Annotated in this window: 20 protein-coding genes, 1 pseudogene and 1 riboswitch; of the genes and pseudogenes, 15 read left to right on the top strand and 6 right to left on the bottom strand. The window is 36.4% G+C overall.

The genetic code is table 11. The features are described 5' to 3' along the window. Nucleotides 1-6: 6 nt before the first annotated feature. The 11 genes from flgK (at nt 7) to AC1Q59_RS12405 (ending at nt 10,711) form a co-directional block, all read left to right on the top strand. Entirely contained in the window at nt 7-1,521 is a 1,515-nt protein-coding gene (gene flgK / locus AC1Q59_RS12355) for a flagellar hook-associated protein FlgK (protein ID WP_492366140.1), read from the top strand. Nucleotides 1,522-1,533: 12 nt separating this feature from the next. Next, the gene (gene flgL, locus AC1Q59_RS12360; protein WP_492366141.1) at nt 1,534-2,394 is read left to right on the top strand and encodes a flagellar hook-associated protein FlgL; all 861 of its coding nucleotides are present in this window, start codon (nt 1,534-1,536) and stop codon (nt 2,392-2,394) included. A gap of 196 nt (nt 2,395-2,590) precedes the next feature. Beyond that, complete coding sequence (locus AC1Q59_RS12365; protein WP_492366142.1) at nt 2,591-3,154, top strand: DUF6470 family protein; 564 nt, start codon at nt 2,591-2,593, stop codon at nt 3,152-3,154. An 18-nt stretch (nt 3,155-3,172) separates the two neighbouring features. After that, nucleotides 3,173-3,613, top strand: coding sequence for a flagellar assembly protein FliW (gene fliW / locus AC1Q59_RS12370; protein ID WP_492366143.1), 441 nt, complete (start codon nt 3,173-3,175; stop codon nt 3,611-3,613). Beyond that, complete coding sequence (gene csrA, locus AC1Q59_RS12375) at nt 3,613-3,849, top strand: carbon storage regulator CsrA (RefSeq protein WP_492366144.1); 237 nt, start codon at nt 3,613-3,615, stop codon at nt 3,847-3,849. The genes fliW and csrA overlap by 1 nt, the downstream gene beginning before the upstream one ends. Nucleotides 3,850-4,000: 151 nt before the next feature. Next, nucleotides 4,001-5,116 (top strand): flagellin N-terminal helical domain-containing protein, encoded by a 1,116-nt coding sequence (locus tag AC1Q59_RS12380; RefSeq protein WP_492366145.1) that lies wholly within the window; start codon nt 4,001-4,003, stop codon nt 5,114-5,116. A gap of 77 nt (nt 5,117-5,193) precedes the next feature. Further along, entirely contained in the window at nt 5,194-7,116 is a 1,923-nt protein-coding gene (locus AC1Q59_RS12385; RefSeq protein ID WP_492366146.1) for a glycosyltransferase, read from the top strand. Then, nucleotides 7,109-8,206 (top strand): polysaccharide pyruvyl transferase family protein, encoded by a 1,098-nt coding sequence (locus AC1Q59_RS12390; RefSeq protein WP_492366147.1) that lies wholly within the window; start codon nt 7,109-7,111, stop codon nt 8,204-8,206. Before AC1Q59_RS12385 ends, AC1Q59_RS12390 begins: the two co-directional genes overlap by 8 nt. Nucleotides 8,207-8,827: 621 nt before the next feature. Beyond that, a complete protein-coding gene (locus AC1Q59_RS12395; RefSeq protein ID WP_492366148.1) occupies nt 8,828-9,637 on the top strand; it encodes a hypothetical protein in 810 nt (269 codons plus the stop codon). A 233-nt stretch (nt 9,638-9,870) separates the two neighbouring features. Further along, nucleotides 9,871-10,557, top strand: coding sequence for a tyrosine-type recombinase/integrase (locus AC1Q59_RS12400; RefSeq protein WP_492366149.1), 687 nt, complete (start codon nt 9,871-9,873; stop codon nt 10,555-10,557). A gap of 16 nt (nt 10,558-10,573) precedes the next feature. Continuing rightward, a complete protein-coding gene (locus AC1Q59_RS12405) occupies nt 10,574-10,711 on the top strand; it encodes a hypothetical protein (protein ID WP_492366150.1) in 138 nt (45 codons plus the stop codon). A gap of 463 nt (nt 10,712-11,174) precedes the next feature. On the opposite strand, the gene AC1Q59_RS12410 is transcribed toward AC1Q59_RS12405, so the two are convergent. Beyond that, a complete protein-coding gene (locus AC1Q59_RS12410) occupies nt 11,175-11,582 on the bottom strand; it encodes a hypothetical protein (protein ID WP_492366151.1) in 408 nt (135 codons plus the stop codon). A 130-nt stretch (nt 11,583-11,712) separates the two neighbouring features. Continuing rightward, entirely contained in the window at nt 11,713-12,126 is a 414-nt protein-coding gene (locus AC1Q59_RS12415) for a flagellar basal body-associated FliL family protein (protein WP_492366152.1), read from the bottom strand. A gap of 280 nt (nt 12,127-12,406) precedes the next feature. On the opposite strand from AC1Q59_RS12415, the gene AC1Q59_RS12420 reads away from it, so the two are divergent. Next, a complete protein-coding gene (locus AC1Q59_RS12420) occupies nt 12,407-14,146 on the top strand; it encodes a methyl-accepting chemotaxis protein (RefSeq protein WP_492366153.1) in 1,740 nt (579 codons plus the stop codon). A 111-nt stretch (nt 14,147-14,257) separates the two neighbouring features. On the opposite strand, the gene AC1Q59_RS12425 is transcribed toward AC1Q59_RS12420, so the two are convergent. Both AC1Q59_RS12425 and AC1Q59_RS12430 read right to left on the bottom strand, forming a co-directional pair. Then, the gene (locus AC1Q59_RS12425; protein WP_492366154.1) at nt 14,258-15,946 is read right to left on the bottom strand and encodes a methyl-accepting chemotaxis protein; all 1,689 of its coding nucleotides are present in this window, start codon (nt 15,944-15,946) and stop codon (nt 14,258-14,260) included. A gap of 17 nt (nt 15,947-15,963) precedes the next feature. Further along, nucleotides 15,964-16,686 (bottom strand): EAL domain-containing protein, encoded by a 723-nt coding sequence (locus AC1Q59_RS12430; protein ID WP_492366155.1) that lies wholly within the window; start codon nt 16,684-16,686, stop codon nt 15,964-15,966. A 515-nt stretch (nt 16,687-17,201) separates the two neighbouring features. On the opposite strand from AC1Q59_RS12430, the gene AC1Q59_RS12435 reads away from it, so the two are divergent. Both AC1Q59_RS12435 and AC1Q59_RS12440 read left to right on the top strand, forming a co-directional pair. After that, complete coding sequence (locus tag AC1Q59_RS12435; protein ID WP_492366156.1) at nt 17,202-17,819, top strand: DNA-binding protein; 618 nt, start codon at nt 17,202-17,204, stop codon at nt 17,817-17,819. Between the two features lie 39 nt (nt 17,820-17,858). Continuing rightward, the gene (locus AC1Q59_RS12440) at nt 17,859-19,823 is read left to right on the top strand and encodes a methyl-accepting chemotaxis protein (protein ID WP_492366157.1); all 1,965 of its coding nucleotides are present in this window, start codon (nt 17,859-17,861) and stop codon (nt 19,821-19,823) included. A gap of 84 nt (nt 19,824-19,907) precedes the next feature. On the opposite strand, the gene AC1Q59_RS12445 is transcribed toward AC1Q59_RS12440, so the two are convergent. Beyond that, on the bottom strand, nt 19,908-21,542 hold the full coding sequence (locus AC1Q59_RS12445; RefSeq protein ID WP_492366158.1) for a putative bifunctional diguanylate cyclase/phosphodiesterase: 1,635 nt from the start codon (nt 21,540-21,542) through the stop codon (nt 19,908-19,910). Nucleotides 21,543-21,627: 85 nt separating this feature from the next. Continuing rightward, nucleotides 21,628-21,715, bottom strand: a riboswitch (cyclic di-GMP riboswitch). A gap of 375 nt (nt 21,716-22,090) precedes the next feature. Here AC1Q59_RS12445 and AC1Q59_RS12450 point away from each other — a divergent pair. Continuing rightward, nucleotides 22,091-22,618: pseudogene (locus AC1Q59_RS12450) on the top strand (GGDEF domain-containing protein). 147 nt (nt 22,619-22,765) lie between these two features. On the opposite strand, the gene AC1Q59_RS12455 reads toward AC1Q59_RS12450, so the two are convergent. After that, a complete protein-coding gene (locus AC1Q59_RS12455; protein WP_492366159.1) occupies nt 22,766-24,376 on the bottom strand; it encodes an alkaline phosphatase D family protein in 1,611 nt (536 codons plus the stop codon). Nucleotides 24,377-24,594: the final 218 nt, after the last annotated feature.

Below are 24,594 nucleotides of genomic sequence, written 5' to 3' on the forward strand. Positions count from 1 at the left end.
ACCCACATGCGTTCAACCTTTATGGGGCTTGAAACGGCCCGCCGCGGCATGTTCACCCAGCAAAGCGGATTATATACAACAGGACATAATATCTCGAACGTGAACACGCAAGGCTATTCACGCCAGCGCGTCAATTTTACAACAACAGATCCTTATCCTAGTGTCGGCCTTAACCGCCCGCAGCTTCCTGGGCAAATGGGTACAGGTGTTGAGGCTGGAGCGATCCAGCGTGTTCGCGAAGGCTATCTAGACTTGCAATTCCGCACAGAAAATTCCAAGATCGGTTATTATGGTGCCTTAAGCGAATCACTGACAAAGATGGAAGAAATAATGAATGAGCCATCAGAGAGCGGGCTCCACAGCACACTCGAAAAGTTTTGGAATTCGCTTCAGGATTTAGCGAGCCACACGGAAAACTCTGGGGCGAGGGACGTTGTTGCCGCAACTGGGCAAATGGTCTCTGAAACCTTTAACTACTACTACAATTCTCTATCAAGGGTGCAGGAGGATATCGGCAGCCAGCTTAATGTCAAAGTGGATGAGGTCAATGCAATCGTCGAAAAAATTGCTAATCTGAATGACCGGATTGCGAATGTTGAGCCGCATGGCTATTTGCCGAATGACCTTTATGACGAGCGGGATTTATTGGTGGATCAGCTGTCAAAGCTCGTGAATGTGAAAGTGTCGAGTGTCACTCCGGATACATATGGAAAACCAAACCCAGTTGCTGAAGGTTTGTATAATATTGAAATTGTTCAGAAGGATGGAAAGTCGTTTGACCCTCCGATGAAACTAATTACGGTGACAAAAGAAAACGGGATAGAGGGAACGAATAAGCTTGAGCTTGACGGTGAGAGCGGAATTAAGGTTGGTGAAGGCAAAGCGAACGCTGATCAGCTCTACGGTGAAGTGGCTGGTCTGATCAAGAGTTTCGCTGCTGACTACCCGGACATGCTCGACAAAATCAATGGCATGGCCAAAGCGTTTGCTCAGGAGTTTAATGAAATTCATAAGGCCGGCTATACGCTAAGTAAACCCGGAGAAGAGGGAGTAACGGGTGTCGAATTTTTTGAGTTTGACGCAGATAATCCAGCTCAATCATTAAAGGTGCGGGATGAAATCATGAACAATCCTGGGAAAATCGCAGCAGGACTCGAAAGCGGTTCTTCAGGGGACAACAAGAACGCTCAGCTTCTAGCGGATCTAAGAACGAAGAAATTCTCTGACTATAAGGATTCCGAATCACAGAAGTTGCAAGGGAATTTTGATACTTATTACGCTGGTATCATTGGCCGTCTTGGCGTTGATTCACAGAGTGCAAAAAAGGATTTAATGAATTCAACGATTTTGGCAGACTCCGTTGAAAAAAATAGATTATCAGTCAGCGGCGTTTCTTTAGATGAAGAAATGACCAATATGATCAAATTCCAGCATGCCTACAATGCAGCGGCAAGACAAATTACCGTGATTGACGAAATGCTTGATAAAATCATTAACGGCATGGGTACAGTTGGAAGATAGGCGGTGAGATAAATGCGTGTAACACAATCAATGCTATCCAATAATATGATGAGAAACTTGAGCAATAGCTATGATAAGCTTGGCAAGCTGCAGGATCAGCTATATACACAGAAAAAATTCACCAAGCCATCAGATGATCCCGTTGCGGCAATGATGGGGATTGGCTACCGTACGGACCTAAATCGCATCCAGCAATATACACGGAACATTGGCGAAGTGAAAAACTGGATTGACAGTACCGACGATGCGCTAGATAAAGGCGGTCTGGCGCTCCAGCGTATCCGTGAGCTGACCGTTCAGGCAAGCAACGGGACCCTTGAAAAAAGCCAGCGTGAAGCAATTGCGGAAGAGATTAAGCAGTTGAAGGAACACCTGATTGACATTGGTGATACTCAGGTTGGCGGTAAATATATCTTTGGCGGAGATCAGACAAATGTTCGGCCGTCAGAATCAGACTATCCAGAAGGAAAAATTGACATCGAAGTGTTCTCTGCCATCAAGCTTCAGGCTAATACTGAAGGGGCTACTCTTTTTAAGGATATGCTTAAAGAGGGTGGCGATATAGATCAGTTAATCAGCTCCCTTGAGGGTGATAGTGCAAATATCGGCGCCATGCTTGAGGTCGTTGATAAAAATATCGATAACTTCCTGTCAGAGCGGGCTTCCATCGGTGCCAGACAAAACCGCGTCGAGCTTATGGAGGACAGACTATCCCAGCAGGAGGTATTCTCCACAAGAATTCTTTCTGACAACGAAGACGTGGACGTAGAAAAGGTTATTGTCCAATTGACTTCACAAGAATCCGTGCTCCGTGCAACCTTAAGTGCTGGCTCAAGAATCATACAGCCGACTTTGGTGGACTTTTTAAGATAAGAAAATGGAAAAGCTATCTGGAGAAGATAGCTTTTTTGCTAGATTAAAGGTTAATCAAACGTTTGATTAAGAGGAATATTTATTAATCAAACATTTGATTAGGAAAAAAGTATCAATCTTTTATTAATTAATCGTTTGATTGAGGAAAAATAGTGTTAATCAATCATTTGATTGAATTTTTTAGGGGGTAAAAGCAGTGAATATCCCGCAAATTCGCTTGGAATCAAACTTTATCCGTTTAGGATTGAACATACAAAAACCAGTACAGGAAATCCAACAGCCAAAAGCCATCCAGTCGATTCAACAGCCAAAGGCCAAGCTAGAAATTGATACCATTCCTGGCAAACTAACCATTGACCAAACAAAAGCCAGGGAAGATGTCGATCTAAAAAGTGCGAGAAGACGAATTGAAGAGGCTGCCCAAAATGGCTACCAGGATTGGCTGAACGGATTAGAAAGAAGAGCCTACCAAGGAAGACAGCTTATGGAAATAGAAAACGGCGGCAACCCTCTTGCCTATCAGGCAAAACAAAACAGCGAAGGACCGGAAAAACAATTCAATATTGGTTGGGTTCCATCACACTTCAGCGTGAAAATAAATTACGAGCCGGCAAAGGTACATATAGAAGCGGAACCACAAAAACCAAGGATTGATGTGGAGATACAAAAACCAATCCACAATTACACACCAGGAAAAGTCACAACGGAAATCCTTGAAAAAAACAGTTTAAAAATTGATTTTGTCGATATAACAATATAAAAAAGTGGTGGTGAAAATATGAATATTCAAACGAAATTTCATGGGGAACAAGAGATTAACAAGGATGAAATGATCAAATTTACCAGCGGGATTCCCGGATTTTTAGATGAAAAGGAATTTATCATTCTGCCAATTGAAGGAACAGACCTATATGTGTTGCAGTCAATTCGCTCACAGCAAGTAGCTTTTATAGTCACAGATCCATTTTTAATTTTTCCTAAGTATGAATTTGATTTACCTCAAGAATTTATTGAAGCTTTAGAGATCCAGTCTGAAAAGGAAGTAACGACATTTGTCATCCTAACTGTAAAAGAACCATTCCAAGAAACAACCGCCAATCTCCAAGCACCGGTTATCATCAATCAAAATAAAAAGCTGGGAAAACAGCTAATCCTAAATAATACCAGCTACCAAACAAGGCACAAGATCGTTTCCCAAGAACAGGGGGCTGCGAAATAATGTTGGTCCTAACAAGAAAACCAAAGGAATCAATCATGATTGGAGACGATATCGAAATAACTGTTGTCTCTATTGAAGGAGATCAAATTAAGCTTGGCATCAATGCACCGAGAAATATTGATATACATAGGAAAGAAATCTACCTATCCATTCAACAGGAAAATAGCGATGCATTAAAAACCGAATCAGATATTTTGCAAAATCTAGGTTCCTTCCTCCAACAAAAAAAGAAGTAAGAAATTTACTAAAATCTATTAAACCCTGTCGCAAATGGTCGATATAACCAATGTAAGGCTGAAACATGTCAGAGGCGGCCGACTTTGACCATTTTAGCCAAAACATTAACCACATGGATGTGGGATAGGATAATCAAGGAGGAAAATTGAAATGAGAATTAATCATAATATTGCGGCGTTGAACACATATCGTCAGTTGGGTAGTGCTAATAGTGCACAACAATCTTCAATGGAGAAATTATCTTCAGGTCTTCGTATTAACGGTGCAAAGGACGACGCGGCAGGACTAGCAATTTCTGAGAAAATGCGTGGGCAAATTCGTGGATTGGACATGGCTTCTAAGAATGCTCAAGATGGAGTAAGTTTGCTACAGACCGCTGAGGGAGCCCTTAATGAAACCCATGATATGCTTCAAAGAATGAGAGAATTAACAGTACAAGCAAACAATGACACCAATAATGGTGATGATAGGGATGCAATTCAAAAAGAGATTGACCAGTTAAAAACTGAGGTTGATCGTATCGCAACAAAAACTACGTTTAATACAAAAAATCTATTAGATGGAACTTTAGGTTCAAAAATCAAAGCAGGTGGAGGAGACGAAGCTGCACTTACAGGTGCTGGTGTTACAGCAAGTTTATCCGGACTTGGTAGTGGTAAAACAATTAGTTTTGCAGTTTCGGGAACTTCTGTAACAGCTACTGTGGATGGTGTAAGTCAAACTCTAAGTGCAGGTGGAGCTACAATCTCAGCTGGTGCTGCTTTAAACTTTGATAAGCTAGGATTAAAATTAGATTTCGCCTCAGACCTTTCAACAGCTACCATGGGTTCAAAAGCTCTTCAAACAGCTGGTACACAGGCTCAATTCCAAATTGGGGCTAATGAGGATACTACACTTGCAATTAACATCAAGAGTATGAAAGCTCAAGATATTGGTACCGGTAGTGGTGGGACTGCTAGTCTAAACGCTGTAAATGTTAAAACTAATACTTTCGATAACGATATTAAAGCAATAGATAAAGCTATTAAAGATGTTTCTACTCAACGTGCTCAATTAGGTGCATGGCAAAATCGTTTAGATCATACTATTAATAACCTAAATACATCCAGTGAGAATCTAACAGCTGCTGAATCTCGTGTCCGTGACGTTGATATGGCGAAGGAAATGATGAATCAAACTAAAAATTCAATTCTAGCTCAAGCAGCGCAAGCAATGCTTGCTCAAGCAAATCAACAACCACAAGGTGTACTTCAACTTTTAAGATAATTAAATTATTATAGCCGGAGATATTTAGTATCTCCGGCTATTTTTTAGAAAAGCTATAGTATTGAGGTGCTTAATCTATGAAAATTTCAGGATGTGTTATAGCAAAAAATGAGGAACACTCTATAAAAAAGTGTTTAATGAGTTTAAAAAGGGTCTGTGACGAAGTCATATTTGTTGATACTGGTTCCAATGATCAAACAATTGAAATCGCAAAAAAAATTGGGGTTAAAATATACAAATATAAATGGAGTGATGATTTTTCTGCAGCGAAAAATTTTGCAATAACCAAAGCAAAAGGTGAATGGATTATTTTCTTAGATGCAGATGAATATTTATTAGATGATAGAAAAGAATTATATTTAGAGTTAGCTTCACAGTCTAAAAATTTTGATTCTATATTATGTGAAATAATAAACGTTGATGAAAGTAATGAGCCCAAATCTTCTCATATCGGAAACCGCTTTTTTAAGAACAATAATCATATAAAGTTTGAAGGAATTATTCATGAAGATTTAAGGAATAAAGGGAAGTTTTTAAATTCCATCAATGGTTCCTCGTATATGAAAATTGTTCACACTGGATACACAAAGGAACAAATTAAATTTAAGGGTAAATTCGAAAGAAATTTAAAGTTGTTATTAAAAAGGTTAGATAAAAGTCCAGATGATCCAACTGTTTATTACTATATAGCAGATACCTATGGGCTAGTAGATGACCATGAAAAACAATATGAATACTGTAAAAAATCTATATCTAAAGGAAATATTAATCAATTGGGCTTTAATGAACTACCATATATTCTTTTAGTTCAATCAATGTTAAATCTAAAGATAGATAATAGTAAAATTCTTTATGAGGTAAATAAAGTAATAAGAATTTTTCCTAAAAGTCCCATATTTAGATATTTGAAAGGTTTAATTGAATTTAATAATAAAAGGTTTCATAATGCTTTAATAAATTTACAACTTGCACAAGAGCTTAATCAAGATTATGACTATTACTCAGTAGATTACATGAAAAGTTTTAGTGTTAATATTTATAGAATGCTCGGTTTTATTTATAGCTTACAATATAAAAACGTAGATGCTGTTACAATGTATGTTAAAAGTCTGAAGGAAGATAAGAAACAAAAAGATGTATTACAACTACTCATAAAATTGTTGAAAAATGCTCCTCCTGTGGAAATAATCCAGTTTCTCAATCAATTATATAAAAACGAAAAAAATGATATTGAGTTTTTAATTGAAACCTTATCTACTATAAATAATGGAATACTACTTTCTTACTATCAGAAAAAATTATCTGATCTAACAGGTCAAGGAAATAATGCAATATTATTAAGTCTAATTTTAAATAAAGAATACAACAGTGCTTTTCAGATGAGTTTTGAAGCATATAAAGAAACATATAGACGTGATCTTGCAAATTTAATGATAGTTACATCATTGCTATCAAAGGATGATAAAAAAATTAACAAAATTAAGAATATATTGTCTCCAACACTGTCTAGAATTCTTAGTAGTATTAATACTGAAGATAGGTTATATTTTGAAGATATAGAAGATTACCTGCAATTATTATCTTACTTGATAAGGTTTGAAGAATCTGAAGTTTTGTCAATCTTATTAAATATAGCAGACAATTTTATTGTTAATATTAATCTACAAATTGGGGAATTGCTATATGTACATCAGCATTATAGAAAAGCAATTAAATTCTTTAACCTCGCACTTGATAAAACAGAATATACTAAGAGGGGTTCGTTATTTAAGAAAATAGGATTGTGTTATTATTATGAAGGAGAATTTAAAGATGCTGTTGAATACTTGGTTAATTCAATTGAATTTGGAGTTTGTGAAAATGAAATATACGAGTATTTAATTTTTTGTTATCCAAAAATTGATGAAGAATCTAAACAGAAAGTTCAACAAGTTTTTGAATGTCTAACAGATGGTAGCTATTTACTAGATATGTTAGGAAGTGTAGAAAAAAATGCTTAAAAAAATTTTATATCTAGGTTGGATAAGTAAAGGGAATGTAGGGGATGATCTTCTATATACTACATTTAAACAGATGATACTTGAACAAAATTATGAGAATAAAATTTTTATTGATATAGACGTTTACTATCCAATAAATGATTACAAAATGAATTTGAATAATTATGACTTGGTAGTATTGGGTGGTGGATCGTTACTAACCTTAGATTTTTGGGAAGATATTTGTCTAGAAGCAATAAGTAATAATATTTCTGTAGTGGTCTGGGGAACAGGGATTGATGCAAGAGAGAGGAAATTAATAAGTCAAATAATTCATTCATATAAGACTGAACAACCAATAAAATATATTAGTGACAAAACCAAGTATTTGGTAGATAATGCAATATTATGCGGTGTTCGTGGTAATGTTGACAATTTTTTATTGAATAATAATAATAGTTCGGTTATTGGGGATCCAGGGATTATTTTTGATAAACTTATTAAGAATTTACCTGAGATAAAACAAACTCATGAATTTATTGGTAATGATAAAAATGTTATCTTAATTAACTGGGGTACATCTTATAATAATATTGTAGGTTCTGATGAGGAATCTTTAGAAGAACAACTGATTATCGCTTCACAAATACTTTTAAATAGAGGATACAAAGTAATTGTTTATCCAATATGGACAGAGGATATAGAACCGTGTCGACGTTTTGTAGAGAGATTCAAAAATAATAATATAATAAATATAGATAAAGTATATGATGCATCTGGAATTATATCGTTAATAAGGAAATCAAGGTTTAGTATTAATTTAAAATTACATGCAAATATCCTATCGTTTTCAGCGAACAAACCTTTTATATCTTTAGGATATGGGTTAAAGAACTATGACTTTTGTGAGTCTGTTGAGCTAGTAGACTTAAATATTTTTACGGATGAAGTAAATACAAAATCAATCCTGCAAAAGATTGAATATATAGAGGATAATTATACCGATATTCAAAATCGTATGCAGGTTTATCTTGAATACTATTCTAATATGCAAAGAACATTTATAAAACAGATTCTAAAAATATTATCTGTTAATGAACGTGTTGATTAATCAGAATTAAGTAGACTCTGCCTGTCGATAGGAAGATAGTTATGCAGAAATAAACTACTTTCGCTTACTATTCCGGCGGTAATGGATAATTGGTGACAGGTATCATGTAGGAAAAACTTGTTCTATAAGAAAAGAAGGTGTCATATTTTGATTGAACAGGATGAGCGGAAGGCACTTTGTCTGGGTGCTTAGGAAATTTTTGTTATAGAAAAAAGATCAAGGATTAATTTATACTCAGTCTTGGGATAGACCCTCCAAGGCGAAAGCTATGACTATGAATCCCGTAGGGCAGCAAAAGCTGTTCGAAGTGCCCAGATCTATGATATCATGGATGAAGATATAGTCTATTCTGTAATCGAAAGATACAGTCGCAAAGCAAGCGAACCAACAACCACAAGGAGTTTTACAACTTCTTCGTTAATTTTAGTATACTTGAAAGAGGCTCTAGTTTTGCTAGGGTCTTTTTCTTTTTTGTTCTTTATAAACCAACAAAACTTCTAATAAGTTTACGTAAGGTAAAAGTTAGTTATATGAATAGGCATAATATTTAGATAGGCTATATTGGGGGGAATTGTTGATTATTTACCCAATTATGATTTTACAAGGGGATGACATGTAATTTTGATTATAAATAAAGGAAAGATTATTGGTCTCAATCTAGAAGATTTAAAGAAAAACAATGAGGTATTAGGTTTTAAATTTTTAAGTGTTTTATTTTATATTATCGACTCATGGGAAAAAGAAAATCATACGGAAATGAAAGTAGAGATGAATCACAGACAAAAGGGACTTATTAGAGAGGCATACAATGCTCTATACCATGACGTACATGGATTAGCAATTATTATCGATTTAATCAATTTGTTATATCATAATAAAAGCTATGGAGCACGACATAAAGATTTCTTATATGTAATGGAATTGATTGAAAAATACTATGCAAATTTGAGATCAATGTATGACTATGTAGCTAAAGTAATCTGTTTAACTGCGGAACCAAAACATGTAGGTCAACTCAATTTTGAATCCTTCAATAGTCTGCTAAAGGCTATTGAAAAAGAGAAAACAAGAGGTAAACTCCGAGTGGAAGTAGAGGATCTTGTTCATGTATCAATGGATAATTTCGAATATATAAAGAATATAAGAGATGGAATTCTGCATAATGGTAAGCAAATGGATGCTCCTATGACAAAAGAAGATGGATACTATATTACCATTGAGAGATTGAATGGGGAGAAAGAAGATCTTCCTTTATTACCCTATCTGGCAGAGTTAACGTCAAATTTCTTTGACGTAGCTGACCATTTAAGTGATATAATTTATGAAGAGTATTGCAAGAACTATGAGGAAACTCCATTAGCGTATATTGGATTAGCTGGAGTTTGTATTCCTGCTTCTATAACATTTCTGGGTTTGGAAGATGAGGGTTAAATAAAAAAGAATTGGTTTTGTAGGGTTACACTGTCCTTTAGAGAATAAATAATGTTGACTTTTGGAAAGCCCAATAGGAAGTAACCTATTTCTAATTTTTATGTAAGATTAAATTATTTAATGAACGTAAAAATAAAAAAATATATTATTATCATGTATTAGCTTATTTTAAGCCCTAATTCCTTTTGAGGAGTTAGGGCTATTTCTATTGTAGGAGGAAAAATGATGAACCAATGTATTTTGAAAGAAAAAAGTGCATAGTTGCGCAAGAAATTTTGCAGAGTTTTGCCACCCAATTGTTTCAACCTATCTTGCACGAGATAAAGCGTGATCGAGTTAAGGTTGCGGCAGGCAGTGAACACGTGGTGACTGCCCTATCAGACAAAGAGGTTGAACAGCTATTGTTTTACCTAGAGGACCCGATACAAGTAGCGATTAGAAATAAACTGATTGGCTATCTGCTTCTTTATACAGGTGTTCGGGTTACCGAGCTAGTGAACATCAAAGCTAAAGATGTCGTTTTTCTAACGAGCACATTGACGGTTCGGGGAAAAGGGGAAAAGATTCGTGAAACCAGTTTGCGACAAGATGTAGTGGAACTGTTGAAGGAGTACCTTCAAGGTGAACGAATGAATTCAAATTTCTTAGAGAGCGAATACCTTCTCCTAAGTCAAAGAGCCTCTAAGTCTAAGTTACACAAGGATGCTGTAAGAGATTGTTTAGCAAATGTTTCTAAGGATGTAAGATTCAAATTGCATCCACATCTACTGAGACACACCTTTTGTACTCGATTGTTGAAAAAAGGTGTCGATCTAACAACTGTTAGCAAATTAGCAGGACATAGCACTGTAAAAATGACTGCAAAATTCTACATTCAAACATCTAGAGAAGAGAAGCAGAATGCGGTTGAAATGTTGTAGGAGAGGAGAACAGAAAATGAAATTGATTCAAGCACTCAACGATATAGAATGGCTTAAAGCTACAAATACTTTGCCAATATCTATAATAGAAGTAATTGAGGTGCGTGCCTGTCACCACCCGATATTTGACGAACGAATGTTCTTGACAAAGTAGGGTGTTATAGTTGATAGAATAACCCTTTTTTTCTTGTCTAACAAAAGTGTTCCACGAAAGTTGCCACTAGTTAACTTGAATCCTTTTTGTTACCCTAGCATTATAAAGTTTGGAGGTGCGTGCCTGTCACTCCCCGGTTTTTCTTGTTTCACAAAAATGTTTCACGAGATTTCTTTACAACAAAAGTACGGAAAACAGTCTTCGGCTTTATAGAACTCTCCGTGATCGAATAGCTAAATCTCTACAATTTTTCTCCAAATTAAAAAATTTATTGAAGCATATCCTTTTCTGCTAAAAAGTCTACAATACGTTGAAGGGACTATTTTTAAGCCTGAAGGATAAAGAAAATAAACATTCCTTCTTACAATCACGGGAGGGGTTTAATACACGGCATTTATTCAAGACTGCTTTCCTTAAATTGGTTTTTCCTTATCTCCACGTATTCCGTCCAATGAGACTGTGCCTATCCCTCTTTTACAATTTCAGGCGAACCCAAAATCGCTCCCATATCCGTTAATATAATTTTTGCATCTTGATTGAGAAATGGAAAGATATCTGGTCTTTGAAGTAATTCAAAGGAATTCTTGATAGCCCTTTTAAGCGTGGCGATATCAAAATTAGAGCAGCATTTATTAATATTATCAATGATTAACAGGTCAGTGCGTGTAACGCCATTAAATTGATGGCTATTTTTAGTTTCTATCAGATGTTTCAACAATACACAGGCATTGCTGTTTAATAGCCGGTAATAGGATGCCTTTGATAGTTCGTTCATATTATATTCAATTAATTTTCTAGCATTGATAAAATCAAAATCATCACAGGTTTTGTTTATCTTCTCTATGACCGTTCGTATATTATTGTTTGACATTGCATTTAACCCCCTTGATTTGACTTTTCACAGATTATTTGTAATATGGTTACCCTGGCAGTACCATCTAATTTTGATTCTTTCATGATTGGTAAAAGCCCAAGGAAACGTTTATTCCAAAAGTGAGCTTTTAACTAATTAATTTATCAGAGAAATAGATCTCTAAAACCTCACCATCTATTAAAAGACCATTTAAATATTCTTTCAGGTTCTCTAAAAGTTCCTGTGATCCTTCTTCACTTTTTAATGCCTCTGTATTGGAAAGATACAAAACGGCGAAATTTTTAACTTGAAATTCTCTCTTTTTCAGTTCTTCAGCACCTTTTTTGGTATCAACAATAAAATCAAAAGTGAAGTAACCATATTTGTGGTTTGGCAAGTTCACGGTAATACTTTCGGTACGTACCGTATGCTGATCCAATTTATCTACCGGAATATCTTCAAGTGATTTTGCTAATGTAGGTTGTTTAAAGTTTAATCCTAAAATAATTCCAACACTCAAACAAAGTGAAAGGCTAAGTAAAAATATAAAGGTTTTATTCACTCTGTAACCTCCTAAAATATAATCAAATTAATCCATCTATATTCCTATTACTAATAGACTATATATCTTCATTAATCTTATAATAAATATTTTCACTTTGGAATGCTTAACAGGATTGTGCGATAAATCTTATTACTTTGAGTATTTAGAAAAACAGAATACTATTTCTAAAATCATAGGACTATGGTATGATTTTTTGGTTAAACAAGCCGAGTGTTTCATTATAAACTAGTTTTAGATTTGCTTTTTTGAAATTTTTCTAGAAGGAAGGTACTAAAGTATGGCAATAAGAAAATTAAATCGAGGGGGAAGGGCTCCGACTAGAAGGCAACTCAAAATTGGAGCCAAATTCAATTTATTAGTTATTGGGGTTATTCTTTTCTTAGTTATCACTATAAGCCTTGTAGCTAAGTTTTTAATTCAAAAGGAAATGATGCAGGTTTTTACGGAACGTGTCCAAACTGTTTCAGAGTTAAGTTACAACTGGCTAAACGAAAGGTATCCGGGGAGCTGGTCTATCCAAAATGGGGATCTGTTTAAAGGGAATATCCGAATCACGGATAATAATGAAGTGGTCGATGGTATAGGTGAAATTACTGGAGGAGCAGCCACGGTATTTCAAGGGGATACAAGGGTTGCGACGAATATTTTGGATGAAAATGGCCAACGAAGAGTTGGCACAAAGGCAGACCCCGATGTCACAGAGGTCGTTTTGAAAACGGGTGAACCTTACATAGGAGAAGCAGATATCTTAGGTGAAGATTACTTAGCTATTTACAAACCCATACAAGATGCAAATGGGGAAGTTATTGGTATGTGGTTGGTGGGGGCAAAAATCAAGACCGTTAATCATACGGTTTTATTGTTAGTTTTATCCATCGTTGGTGTTTCCATGATCTTTGGATTAATTGGTATTGTTTTAAGCATTTTATTAAGTAAAAAAATTGTCCGTCCTATTCTAAATATTAACAAGCAACTAAATGAAATTGCGGATGGTGAAGGGGATCTAACGAAGGAGCTGTCTGTTAAAACAAAAGATGAAATTGGAGACTTAGCTTTAGCCTTCAACAAAATGCTAGCAAATTTGCGGTCTATGATTCAACAAATTAGTTTAAGTTCTAACCTAATGGCTTCGGCTTCTGAGGAATTAACAGCAGTAGCTGAACAGTCCACTAGTGCAACGGAACAAATAGCATCCTCTATTCAAGAAGTATCTGTAAGCGCGGAAAATAATGGTGAGCGTGCAGCCGAAAGTTCGAAGGCTGTTCAAGAGATGACTAACAACGTACAAAAGGTAGCCGAGGCTGCATCCTCTGTTTCAGAAGCAGCCATAGAGACAAGTAAGGAAGCCTCAATTGGAAATGAATCACTTCTGCAGGTGATCCAGCAAATGAATACTATTAATGAAACGGTTGACGATTCAGCCAATGTTGTTAAAAGATTAGGAGAACATTCGGCGGAAATTGGAAAAATTACAGAGTTTATAACCGCTATAGCAGACCAAACCAATTTATTGGCGCTAAATGCTGCTATAGAGGCTGCCAGAGCTGGCGAACATGGAAAAGGGTTTGCTGTAGTAGCTGATGAGGTAAGAAAACTGGCAGAGCAATCTAAAGAATCAGCTGATAAAATAGTGAAGTTTATAGGACAAATTCAAGAAGATACAACAGTTGCAATGAATGTTATGAATAAAGGCAGCCATGAAGTAGAAGTAGGGAAAGATATTGTTCAGAAGACAGGTGAAGGCATCCAAAAGATATTATATTCAATTGAAAAAGTAGCATCGCAGATTCAAGAAGTTTCTGCTGTGTCGGAGGAAATTGCTGCTGGAGCAGAACAAGTGAATGCATCCATTGAACAAATGGCAATTGGGGCGCAATCCTCAGCTGGAAATACGCAAAGTGTTGCTGCAGCATCTGAGGAACAGCTTGCATCTATGGAGGAAATTGCTGCTTCATCAGGATCACTATCCAAGATGGCTGAAGATTTACAAAATCTTATTGCCAAGTTTAAAATTTGATCGTTTTCTCGCAAATGTGCGAAAGTGTTTTATCAACGTCAACTTTGAAGGTATTTCTTCATTGGTTACAAAAGAAAGGGGCTTCAGGAATTCCTGAGGCCCCTTTAATATTTATAATTTAAATTTCGCTACAATTCCTTGGAGTTCCAAAGCTAAAGAACTCAAAGCCTCTGAAGATGCATTGATCTCTTCGAATGAAGCCAATTGTTCTTCTGATGCAGCAGCGACGCTCTGGGATTCTTCTGATGACTGTTGGGCAATACCAGAGAGTTGCTCTACAGATGCGGCTACTTGCTGAGTATTGGCCGATATTTGTTCTGATGTGGCGGATACTTCCTGGATTTGCTGATTCACTAGCCCAATAGCTTCATAGATATGTTTAAAGGCTTCTCCAGTCTGATGAATAACCGTTTTTCCAACTGAAACTTCATTTGTATTTTGTTCCATATCGTTATTGACGGTTTCTGTATCTTTTTGAATCTCTTGAATGAGCGCAACAATTTGTTCCGCCGAAGTGCGTGATTCTTCGGCTAATTTTCTTACCTCATCCGCAACGACAGCAAAGCCTCTTCCGTGTTCGCCCGCCCTTGCGGCTTCAATAGCAGCATTTAATGCTAATAAATTGGTTTGTTCCGCAATCCCAGTAATGACTTCAGTAATCTTTGAAATCTCATTCGATCTGCGGTTAAGCTGAGTTAGTGCTTGTAACGTGTTTTGAGCAACCTTTTCAATGGTATCCATTTGCCGGATAGCGTTCTCTAAGGAAATATGACCTTGCTCTGATAATGATGCTGCCTCTTGGACGGAGTCTTTTACATTGGAAGAAGATTCGGCAATATGCTGAATGCCGACAGAAATCTCTTCCATAGCCAGTGCATTTTCCTGCGAGCTTGTCACTTGTGTTTCAGCCCCGCTGGCTACTTCCTGAATCGAGGAGGAAATGTGTTCTGATGCTTCCGTGGCCTGTCCAACCGTTGCATGCAATTCCTCTGATGAAGCTGCTACCTGTTCAGCACTCGACTGAATCCGCTGGATGACTTTTTTTAAGTTAATTGCCATTTCATTAAAGGCATGGGCTAAATCACCAATTTCATCTTTCGCTTTCACTTTGATTTTTTCCTGCGTTAAATCACCGGCAGCAATTTTACCTGCCGCAGCAGCCATTTCTTTCACGGGTTTAGAAATTATTCTGCTAATATAGTAAGCAACAACAATGCCAATGAGGATGGCTAAGATACTAAATATAATCAGACTATGTTGGATCTCTTTCACCTTGGCTTTCGTTTCGTTTCGCACTTTATCAAGCAGACCAGTCTGATAAACTATCATTTCCTCCGCCGAAACCTTAAATCCATTAACAAGTGGAGGACCTTCTTTAGAAATCAAATCAATGTAACTTGTATCGTTCTTGTCTTTTAATGAGATTGTTGCGTCAGCTAATTTGATGTATTCATCTGTGTACTCATTCATCTTATTCAGTATGCTTTTTCCTTCTTTTTGATTAAGCAACGCACTAAGGTCCTTACTTAAGTTTTTGTAATTACTTTTTGCCTCCTGGTAATTAGTAAGTGATTCTTTATTTCCGATTAGCAGATAGCCTCGGTTTGATAGTTCAATTTCTTGCGATACCTCAATCATTTCTCGTGCCATATCAATCTTTTGCACTCGGTCATCAAGCAAATGTTCATATGTATCTTGTGTTTGTTTTACCATTAAAAAGCCAAAAACAGCTATTAGTAATAGTAAAATCAAAACACAACTAAATCCTGCATACATTTTTCTTGCTACTGTAAATTTCATTTTCTGGTCACCTTACTTTATTTAATCGGAATAAGCGGTTGGGGCCTATTTAGCAAGTATCCTTGGCACAATTGAATGCCCAGCATATTAGCCGTATTCAAATCTTTATTTTTTTCAACGCCTTCAAGAATTACTTTTGTTTTTGTATTAGAAAAATAATTTAATAGCATTTTGATCATCTTTTGTTTTTGTGGTGATTGAGAAAGGTCTTCTGAGAAATACCGGTCTAATTTGATGTAATCGGGTTCTAATTCAATAATCATACTAAGTGACGACCAGCCCTTACCCACATCATCTATGGCTACTTGAAACCCTAGCTCTCTTAAATAGCTAACTCTTTCTTTTAGAAGGGTAAAATTATCGCATTTCTCTGACTCAATAATTTCAAGTACAATAGTGTTTGGTGAATTTTTACAATACTTGAGAAGCGATTCGATAAAGCACGGAAACCTATTATGCAGAATGGTGGACGGATAAATATTGAAAAACAGCTGATTAATCTTAAGGGATTGCCCACATAATAAATATGATGACAGAGCCTTATAAATCGACTTTGTATCAAGATCAAAAAGTAATTGATCCTCTTTTGCCTGATAAAAAATGGTTTCTGGATTTTTATCGTACGCACGAAAAAGGAACTCCGCTCCTACTTCTTGTAATCCATGAACTTGATAAATATATTGATAGCTGTGAGAAAAGGCCTCTTTCTCGATTAGGTATGTAATATTAGTCTTTAGCAATGTTTCCCCCCCTTTTTATTTACATGAAAAAAACCTAAGCAATTGCCTAAGTTTTGGTTTCCTAAAATTATCTAAAAAGTCTAGGTTATCCCACTAGAAAATAGTATCATTCATTGGGTGAAAACTCCTATGACAAAGGTCACTAATCCTTTTTGTGAATATTACAATTTTGTGAATTTTTATACTAAAATGATGACTTCCCCTTTTTTGTAGCCCTATTTTAAAGGGTAGGTTACTCAAATTTGAGGATTGTAAATACTAAGTAAATTTTTTGGAATAATATTGATTTACTAATAATTATTATTTACAATATTCGTTGTTAGTTAATTTATCCTATTATTAATGTAATGAGAGGAGAGTTTACTCTTATTATCTAGGAATATAGTCAAGTGATTTAGCAAAACCAGCTTGTTAATAGGATGAATCAAATTATGCTTATATACCTTTATGGCTATTCAACGTATTGATGAATGGCCATTTTTATTTTTTGAAGATGAAACTGTAAAGGAGAAGGGATGTCAGTGAGGAAGGAATGGAGTAAGCAAGAAATCGATCATGTTCAGGAGTGTATTGGGTTCCATAAAATTGCAACAATTGCAAAAAGACTGGACCGTTCTTATGAGTCCGTTGCTGTAAAAATCAAACGGTTGGGGTTATCTAATACAAAGTTCCAGACGGGTTTTGTCACGATTGGTGAATTGGCTAAGATTCTAAAAGTAGATCGAAATATCATTAAGGAATGGATGAAGAGACATGATCTACCATACATAAAAAGGGCAACAAGAAAATCAAAGTCCTTTTACTTTATTAATACAGAAGATTTTTGGAATTGGGCAAAAGTTAATAAGGAAAAAGTTCAGTTTTTAAACATTGATCCCAATGTATTACTGCCTGAGCCGGATTGGGTCGAGACTGAGAGGAGACTTGAGAGGGAACAGCAGATCATTAAGAAGAGAAGTTACAACCCTTGGACAACTGGAGAAGATCAAAAGCTTTTAAAATTGCGCAGTCAAGGCCTTACCTTCTCAGAAATTGGTAAAGAACTTAATCGAAGTCCAAATAGCGTTTCACATCGTTTCCACAGGATAAATGCAGCTGATCAATACATTAATAAGGAAGCCCCAAATCAATAAAAATTTAATATATATACTTTTTGAAAGAAGGTCCTCTTTGTGGCAAGCATTTTTAAAAATATAAAAACAAAACTGATAGCAGCCTTTGCTCTTTTATTAATTGTTCCGTCCATATGTATAGGATCCTTAGCCTTTTTATCAGCTAAGGATGCCGTTAAAGAAGAGATTCTTGCGGGAATAGGGGAAAATATTAATCTGCTAAATACATCTATTAATAAAGATTTGGATGCTAAAATGCATGACGCAGGTTATTTTTCTGAGAAGATTTCTCCTGAATTATTTGATGGAGTCGATAGTCCCGAATTACGCAGGGAGTTAGATAAGTATATTAAAATGCATCCAGAGGCAGTTGCCGTTTACGTTGGGACAGAAGATGGGATTTTGATAGAAGAACCTAAGAAGACAGATCTGGAGGGATTTGACCCGAGGGAAAGAGATTGGTATAAAGCCTCAATGGAAAACTCGGGCAAGCCTATTGTATCAAAACCATATAAATCAAGTACTGGTGATATGGTTATTGCTATTTCGCAAGCCACAAAGGATGGAAGCGGCGTGATAGGGATAGATATCTCTCTAAGTTATCTTAAGCAGTTAACGGACCAAATTAAGATTGGAAAGAATGGATATGCGCTAATTTTAGACGAGGATAAAAAGTTTCTTGCTCATCCGTCGGAAGAATTAGGATTGCAAACAGATGATAAATTTTATAACCAAATGTATGTCAAAGATATTGGAGTATTTACCTATAAGTTAAACGGTGAAGATAAAGTAATGAGTTATGTAACTAATGAAGCAACTGGATGGAAAATCGGGGGGAATATGTATTTATCTGAAATAGATCAAACAGCCTCTCCGATCCTGCAGAAAACATTAGCAGTCATATTCATTGCTTTAATAATTGGGGCTATTTTTGTATTTTTCATTATTAAATCAATTATTAATCCGATAAAGGATTTAACAAATAAGGCCATTACTATCAGTAAAGGGGATTTAACAGAGCATATCGAGGTACAAACAAAGGATGAAATTGGCCAATTAGGCAAAGCCTTTACTGTCATGCAGGAAAGTCTTAGAAACCTTGTTCAAAATGTTGAAAAGAATGCAGAGCAAGTGGCGGCTTCATCAGAGGAGCTATCAGCAAGTGTTGATCAAACCACCAGTGCAACCGAACAAGTGGCTGCGGCTATTCAAGAGGTTGCTGGCAGTGCGGAAAAACAAATGAATGGTGTTGATCATAATGCCCAAGTCCTAAGTGAAGTTTCTGAAGGGATCTCACATATTGCTGAAAATACGATAAGGGTATCTGAACTTGCTGTACAAACAGCAGCACAAGCAGAAATAGGCGGACAGGCTGTCACGGATACAGTTAATCAAATGACCTCTATTGATCAATCGGTTAGAGAGTCAAATGTGATGATTCAGTCTTTATATGAACGTTCACAAGAGATCAGTCAAATTTTAACGGTTATTTCGGGCATTTCCGAACAAACCAACCTTCTCTCTCTTAATGCTGCCATTGAAGCAGCTCGTGCTGGGGAACACGGGAAAGGATTTGCGGTAGTCGCAGATGAAGTAAGAAAACTTGCTGAACAATCTCAACAGTCCGCAAAGGAAATTCTTAACATCATTCAGGGGATTCAACAGGATACAGAAAGTGCTGTTCAGGTGATGGCCCGTGTGACTAATGATGTGCAGTCAGGCGTTAGGGTTTCTAATGAGGCTATAGAAAAATTTGATCTTATTCTTAAGAGTACTAAAGAAATTACTCCGCAAATGGATGGGATCTCTGCTACGTCGCAGGAAACGTTATCGGCTATTCAAGAGGTATCTGAAAGTGTAAATATACTAGCTAGTATTGCAAGAGGGAATGCCTCAACTTCTGAAGAGGTTGCCGCATCAACAGAGGAGCAGCTCGCAACGATGGAAGAAATCTCATCCTCATCCAAGGCATTAGCATCAATGGCTGAGGAATTGCAGGAATTAATTTCGACATTTAAATATTAAATAGGAAAAGGAGCTCTCATTAAGCAAATAATAATGAGCGCTTCTTTTTTTTCACTGTTTAGGTCCTCAAGATATTGGCATTTTTTACAATAACTCATTAATAATTTTTTCGATATTATCTATTTCCGCAAGTATGTTATCAATATCGTTTGCTTTACCAAGATCTTTTTGCATGATTTGGAGGGTGTTTTTGATAGATAACAAAGGATTTCGTATTCCATGGGCAACCCCTGAGGCTATTTGACTCAATCCGCTAGGCTTTTCAGTTTTACACACCCTATTATCAGATTTTTTAAGCTCTGAGTTTTCTGCCAGTTCTAGCCTAGTTAATTCTAATACATTTTCTAGCGGCTGATGATTGGAAAGTTCTCTTTGAATACCTGAAGTAAGGAGTATTTCTTCCATTTCCCTATGTCTTTGTGCAATCTCCTCTGGCGGCAGAGGCTTGCTGAAAAGATAGCCTTGAGCACCATCACAATGATTTCGTTGAAGAAAGACTAATTGGTCTTTTGATTCCACCCCCTCAGCAATCACCTGCATTTCTAGCTGATGAGCCATGGTAATAATGGTTTTAACAATGGCTGCATCAGTGGAATCTTGGGTTGAGTTTCTTACAAACGATTGATCAATTTTTAAAACATCAATCGGGAATATTCTTAGGTAATTAAGAGAGCTATAACCAGTTCCAAAGTCATCTAAACTGATTTTTACACCAAGGGTCTTTAATTCGTTAAGTACTTTTAATCCTTGAGGGATATCCATTAAGGTACTTTCGGTAATTTCAAGTTCTAGGTATTCTGCATCTAACCCTGTTTCTTCTAGAACAGATTTAACAATTTGAGCGAAGTTAGGCTGATAGAGCTGCCGGCCAGATAAATTAACGGAAATAATAAATGGTGGAAGTCCCTGATCCTGCCAGGCCCTATACTGTTTACATGCTGTTCGTAATACCCATTCCCCAATTGGGATAATGAGGCCAGTCTCCTCTGCAAGCGGAATAAACTCCCCTGGGGAAACCATTCCTTTTTCCGGATGATCCCAACGGATAAGTGCTTCCATTCCCATCATTTTTCCAGTGAAAAGATCCATTTTGGGCTGATATTGCAGAAAGAATTCATTATTATTTATTGCCTTATGCAGATTCACTTCAATTTCTAATTTATTATGTATGTGATCTGTTTGATTTGAACGATAAAATTGAAAGTTATTCTTGCCATTATTTTTTACATGATACATAGCTACATCGGCTTTTTTAATTAGGGAGTCAATATCTTTTCCATCATGTGGATAGAAGCTAACTCCAATACTTGGTGAAGAATAAATTTCATAGCAATCAACAATGAACGGTTCGTCAAAACAAGTAAGGATTCTTTCCATGGTATCCATTACTTCTTTATGATTCAGATTGATAAGGGATACAAGAAATTCATCTCCACCATTTCGTGCCAAGGTATCAGCTTGGTCTAAACAATTGATTAACCGTTGAGCAACTTCTTTTAATAACAAGTCACCAATCTCGTGGCCTAACGAGTCATTAATGACCATAAACCTGTCTAGGTCAAAGAACAATACAGCTGCAGACTTAGTTGTTTCTTTTTGTAAGACTTCCTTTAAATGCTTAAAAAAATGATGACGGTTGGATAAACCCGTCAATGCATCATGGTTAATGAAATAATCAATTGCTTCATCTACCCCTATAAGATCCTTCTTTACTACCATATTGCACCATCCTCGATTTTCCGTATTTAGAAATTCTGGATAATGAAGAAGAGACTAAACGAAAACCGATTAGTCTCTTCTTATTATCGGTAACTGGCTGGCATGATCTGACATTGATCGAAGCCCCTTTAGTTTTGCGTCTTTACCTTTCGATAAATTTGCCTTTAACTAATTTATATTTTTAAATATGAATAAGTTTGGTTCCATGGATTATAGTCTAGGTAAATGCTACCATATATTAATTGATTATTCACCTAAAAAATACAAATTTCGATATTTTTCGATTGTTTTCTACATGTTTGTAAGGGTAAAATTGTGATAAAATACCTATCAACTTTAAAGTGAAATGTTCTATTCTTTTTATTGTTAGACATTAATAGTAAGGGTGACATTCTATCAGAAAAATTATTATTCTTCTTATTATGATTATTTTCTTTAGTTTGCTTTTCGTAGTTTATGATTATATCAACTACGAAACTTATAAAAAGAATTGGTTAAGAATAACACTTTTAATTATTCCAATCTTTTTACAGCTGGTATTAACCTATTTGATCAAGGTAAACTTTGAAAAACTGAAATTTTTAACAGAAAGGGACTTCTTAAGTAAGGTTTATAATAGAAGATTCGTCCATAGTGCTTTTCCGGAAATAACACAAAAATTAAATGGCCAGAAATTAAACATCTTCTTGCTAGACATAGATGATTTTAAGGAAATTAATGATACCTATGGTCATGAAGCTGGGGATTTAGCTATTCAAGCTGTTTCTAAAGCACTTACTAGAAATACAAGAAAGATGGATATCGTTGCCAGATGGGGAGGAGATGAGTTCTTCCTAATCATTCCTAATAAAGAGGTTATATCTACCGAAGCGATTTTAAATAGAATTAAAAAGAATTTAGAAAACTTTTCAACGTAAAAAAGCATTAATCTTTCTATATCTATTGGACGCTCAGTATACCCGGATGATGGCAAACGACTGGAAGAATTAGCGAAATTAGCCGATAAAAAAATGTATAAACATAAATTTAAACACAAACAAAGCAAAAACGAAAATGGCACAAAAGGGTGTAAGTAAGAGGACACAGGGACAGGCACCTTGTCCGAAAGCCTGTAGATTTGTTTGAAAATCCCCAATCGTATAAATCGGTTATAAATTCCTATCCGGGATATCTTCAAAAATATTGCAGAGAGTGATCAGCTGATCACTCTCTAAATTTTATCCTTATAAAGGTGTAGCGGTTAGTTGCTTCAACGCTGGTTTCCCGTCTTCAACCACAAACGAAGCACGTGTACTAATCGGGGCTCCCGGTCTTGTTACATATGGAATGACTTGATAATCGGTTTGCCATGTGTTTTGTGTCAGTTTACAGCGTACATAGCCGCGATAGTTATTGAAAAACTTAATATGCGGGTTTTCTTTTAAGTATTGTGCGGTATTGTTATTCACATCCGATCCGTCACCATTAGACGTAATCGAAGTCCCGACAAACTCTACGGCTACTGTTTCTGAATTCGGGTCATGGAAGTCTACTTTGATTTCATTTGCCCAGTTCGTATGAACATCCCCAGTAAGGACGACGGTGTTTTTAATATCCTTTTCTGCTAAAAAGTCTGTAATTCGCTGACGGGCAGCTGGATAGCCATCCCAAGCATCCATACTTACATATTCTTCTCCTGGATCAAAATCACCATCACGGTGAGCGAAAAATACTTGTTGTGCTAGTACTTTCCATTTCGTTTGTGACGCAGCCAGTCCATTTAGCAGCCATTGTTCTTGCTGCTCACCTAATAGGGTGCGGTTTGGATCCTCTGATTCCGGAGTAGGCACTTTCCAGCCATCTCCATTGGCTTGATCATCTCTGTACTGACGTGTATCCAGGACATTGAATTCTACTAAGTTACCAAAAGATAAACGACGGTACAATTGTATGTCACTTCCATTTGGCAGGGAAGTACGGCGAATTGGCATATGTTCGTAGTAGGCTTGGTAAGCGACAGCTCTTCTTGCTAAGAAATCCTCTTTTGATTGCTTCTGCGGATCTTGAGGAATGTCTCCTGCGTAGTTGTTATCCACTTCATGATCATCAAATGTAACAATCCATGGGAAGTTTGCATGTGCTGCCTGCAGGTCACTATCTAATTTATAAAGAGCATAGCGGTTACGATAATCATCAAGTGTATAGGTTTCCGGAGCAGAATAATCAGTTGGTCGAACCTTTGAACTGTGTTTTCCCTCGTAAATATAGTCACCAAGATGAACAACTAAATCAAGATCATCCTTGGCTAAGTGTTGATAGGCCGTGTAAAAGCCTACGGGCCAGTTTTGGCAGGAAACAAAAGCAAAGTTGAGATGATCCACCGTACTGTTATAGGCAGGGGCGGTTTTTGTTTTACCTGTTGGGCTGATGTGATCATGCGCCTTAAAACGATAATGATACCAAGTAGAAGGTTCTAATCCCTCCACTTCAATATGTACAGAGTGACCAAGCTGTGGTTTGGAAATCTCATTTCCTCTCATGACGACATTTTGAAAAGTAGCATCAAGAGAAACCTCCCATTGTACGGGAACAGGATGGTTATCCATGCCGCCGCCATTTAATGGATCCGGGGCAAGTCTTGTCCATAGAACCACGCCGTCAGGTAGCGGGTCTCCTGAAGCAATCCCTAAAGTAAATGGATATTGAAGTTTGTTTGACTGACTAGGTTGATTGGGTTCTGCCGCAGAAGCCGTGTTAAAAGGGACTGAACTGGCAATAGCAGCACCAAGGGCAATTCCTACACCTTTTCCAGTGTTTTTTAAAAAATTTCTCCGGTTCTTGTCAAATTCTCTCATTTTCCATCCTCCTTTGTCGTTCACCATCAGTGTAGATTGCGATTATTTAGATAATTTGTAGATTACGTAAATAAAATGTAAATCGATGGAAAATGATAGATTGGTAGGAATCATTAAGAATAAAATTTGTGATAAAAGTAGTGATAGAGCGGAGGGGAATAAGTGGAAAGTATTAGATGTTTTTTACAATGGATGAGGCGCTGTAAAAGGGAAGCTGG

The sequence above is a fragment of the Cytobacillus sp. MT66 genome (assembly GCF_058792595.1).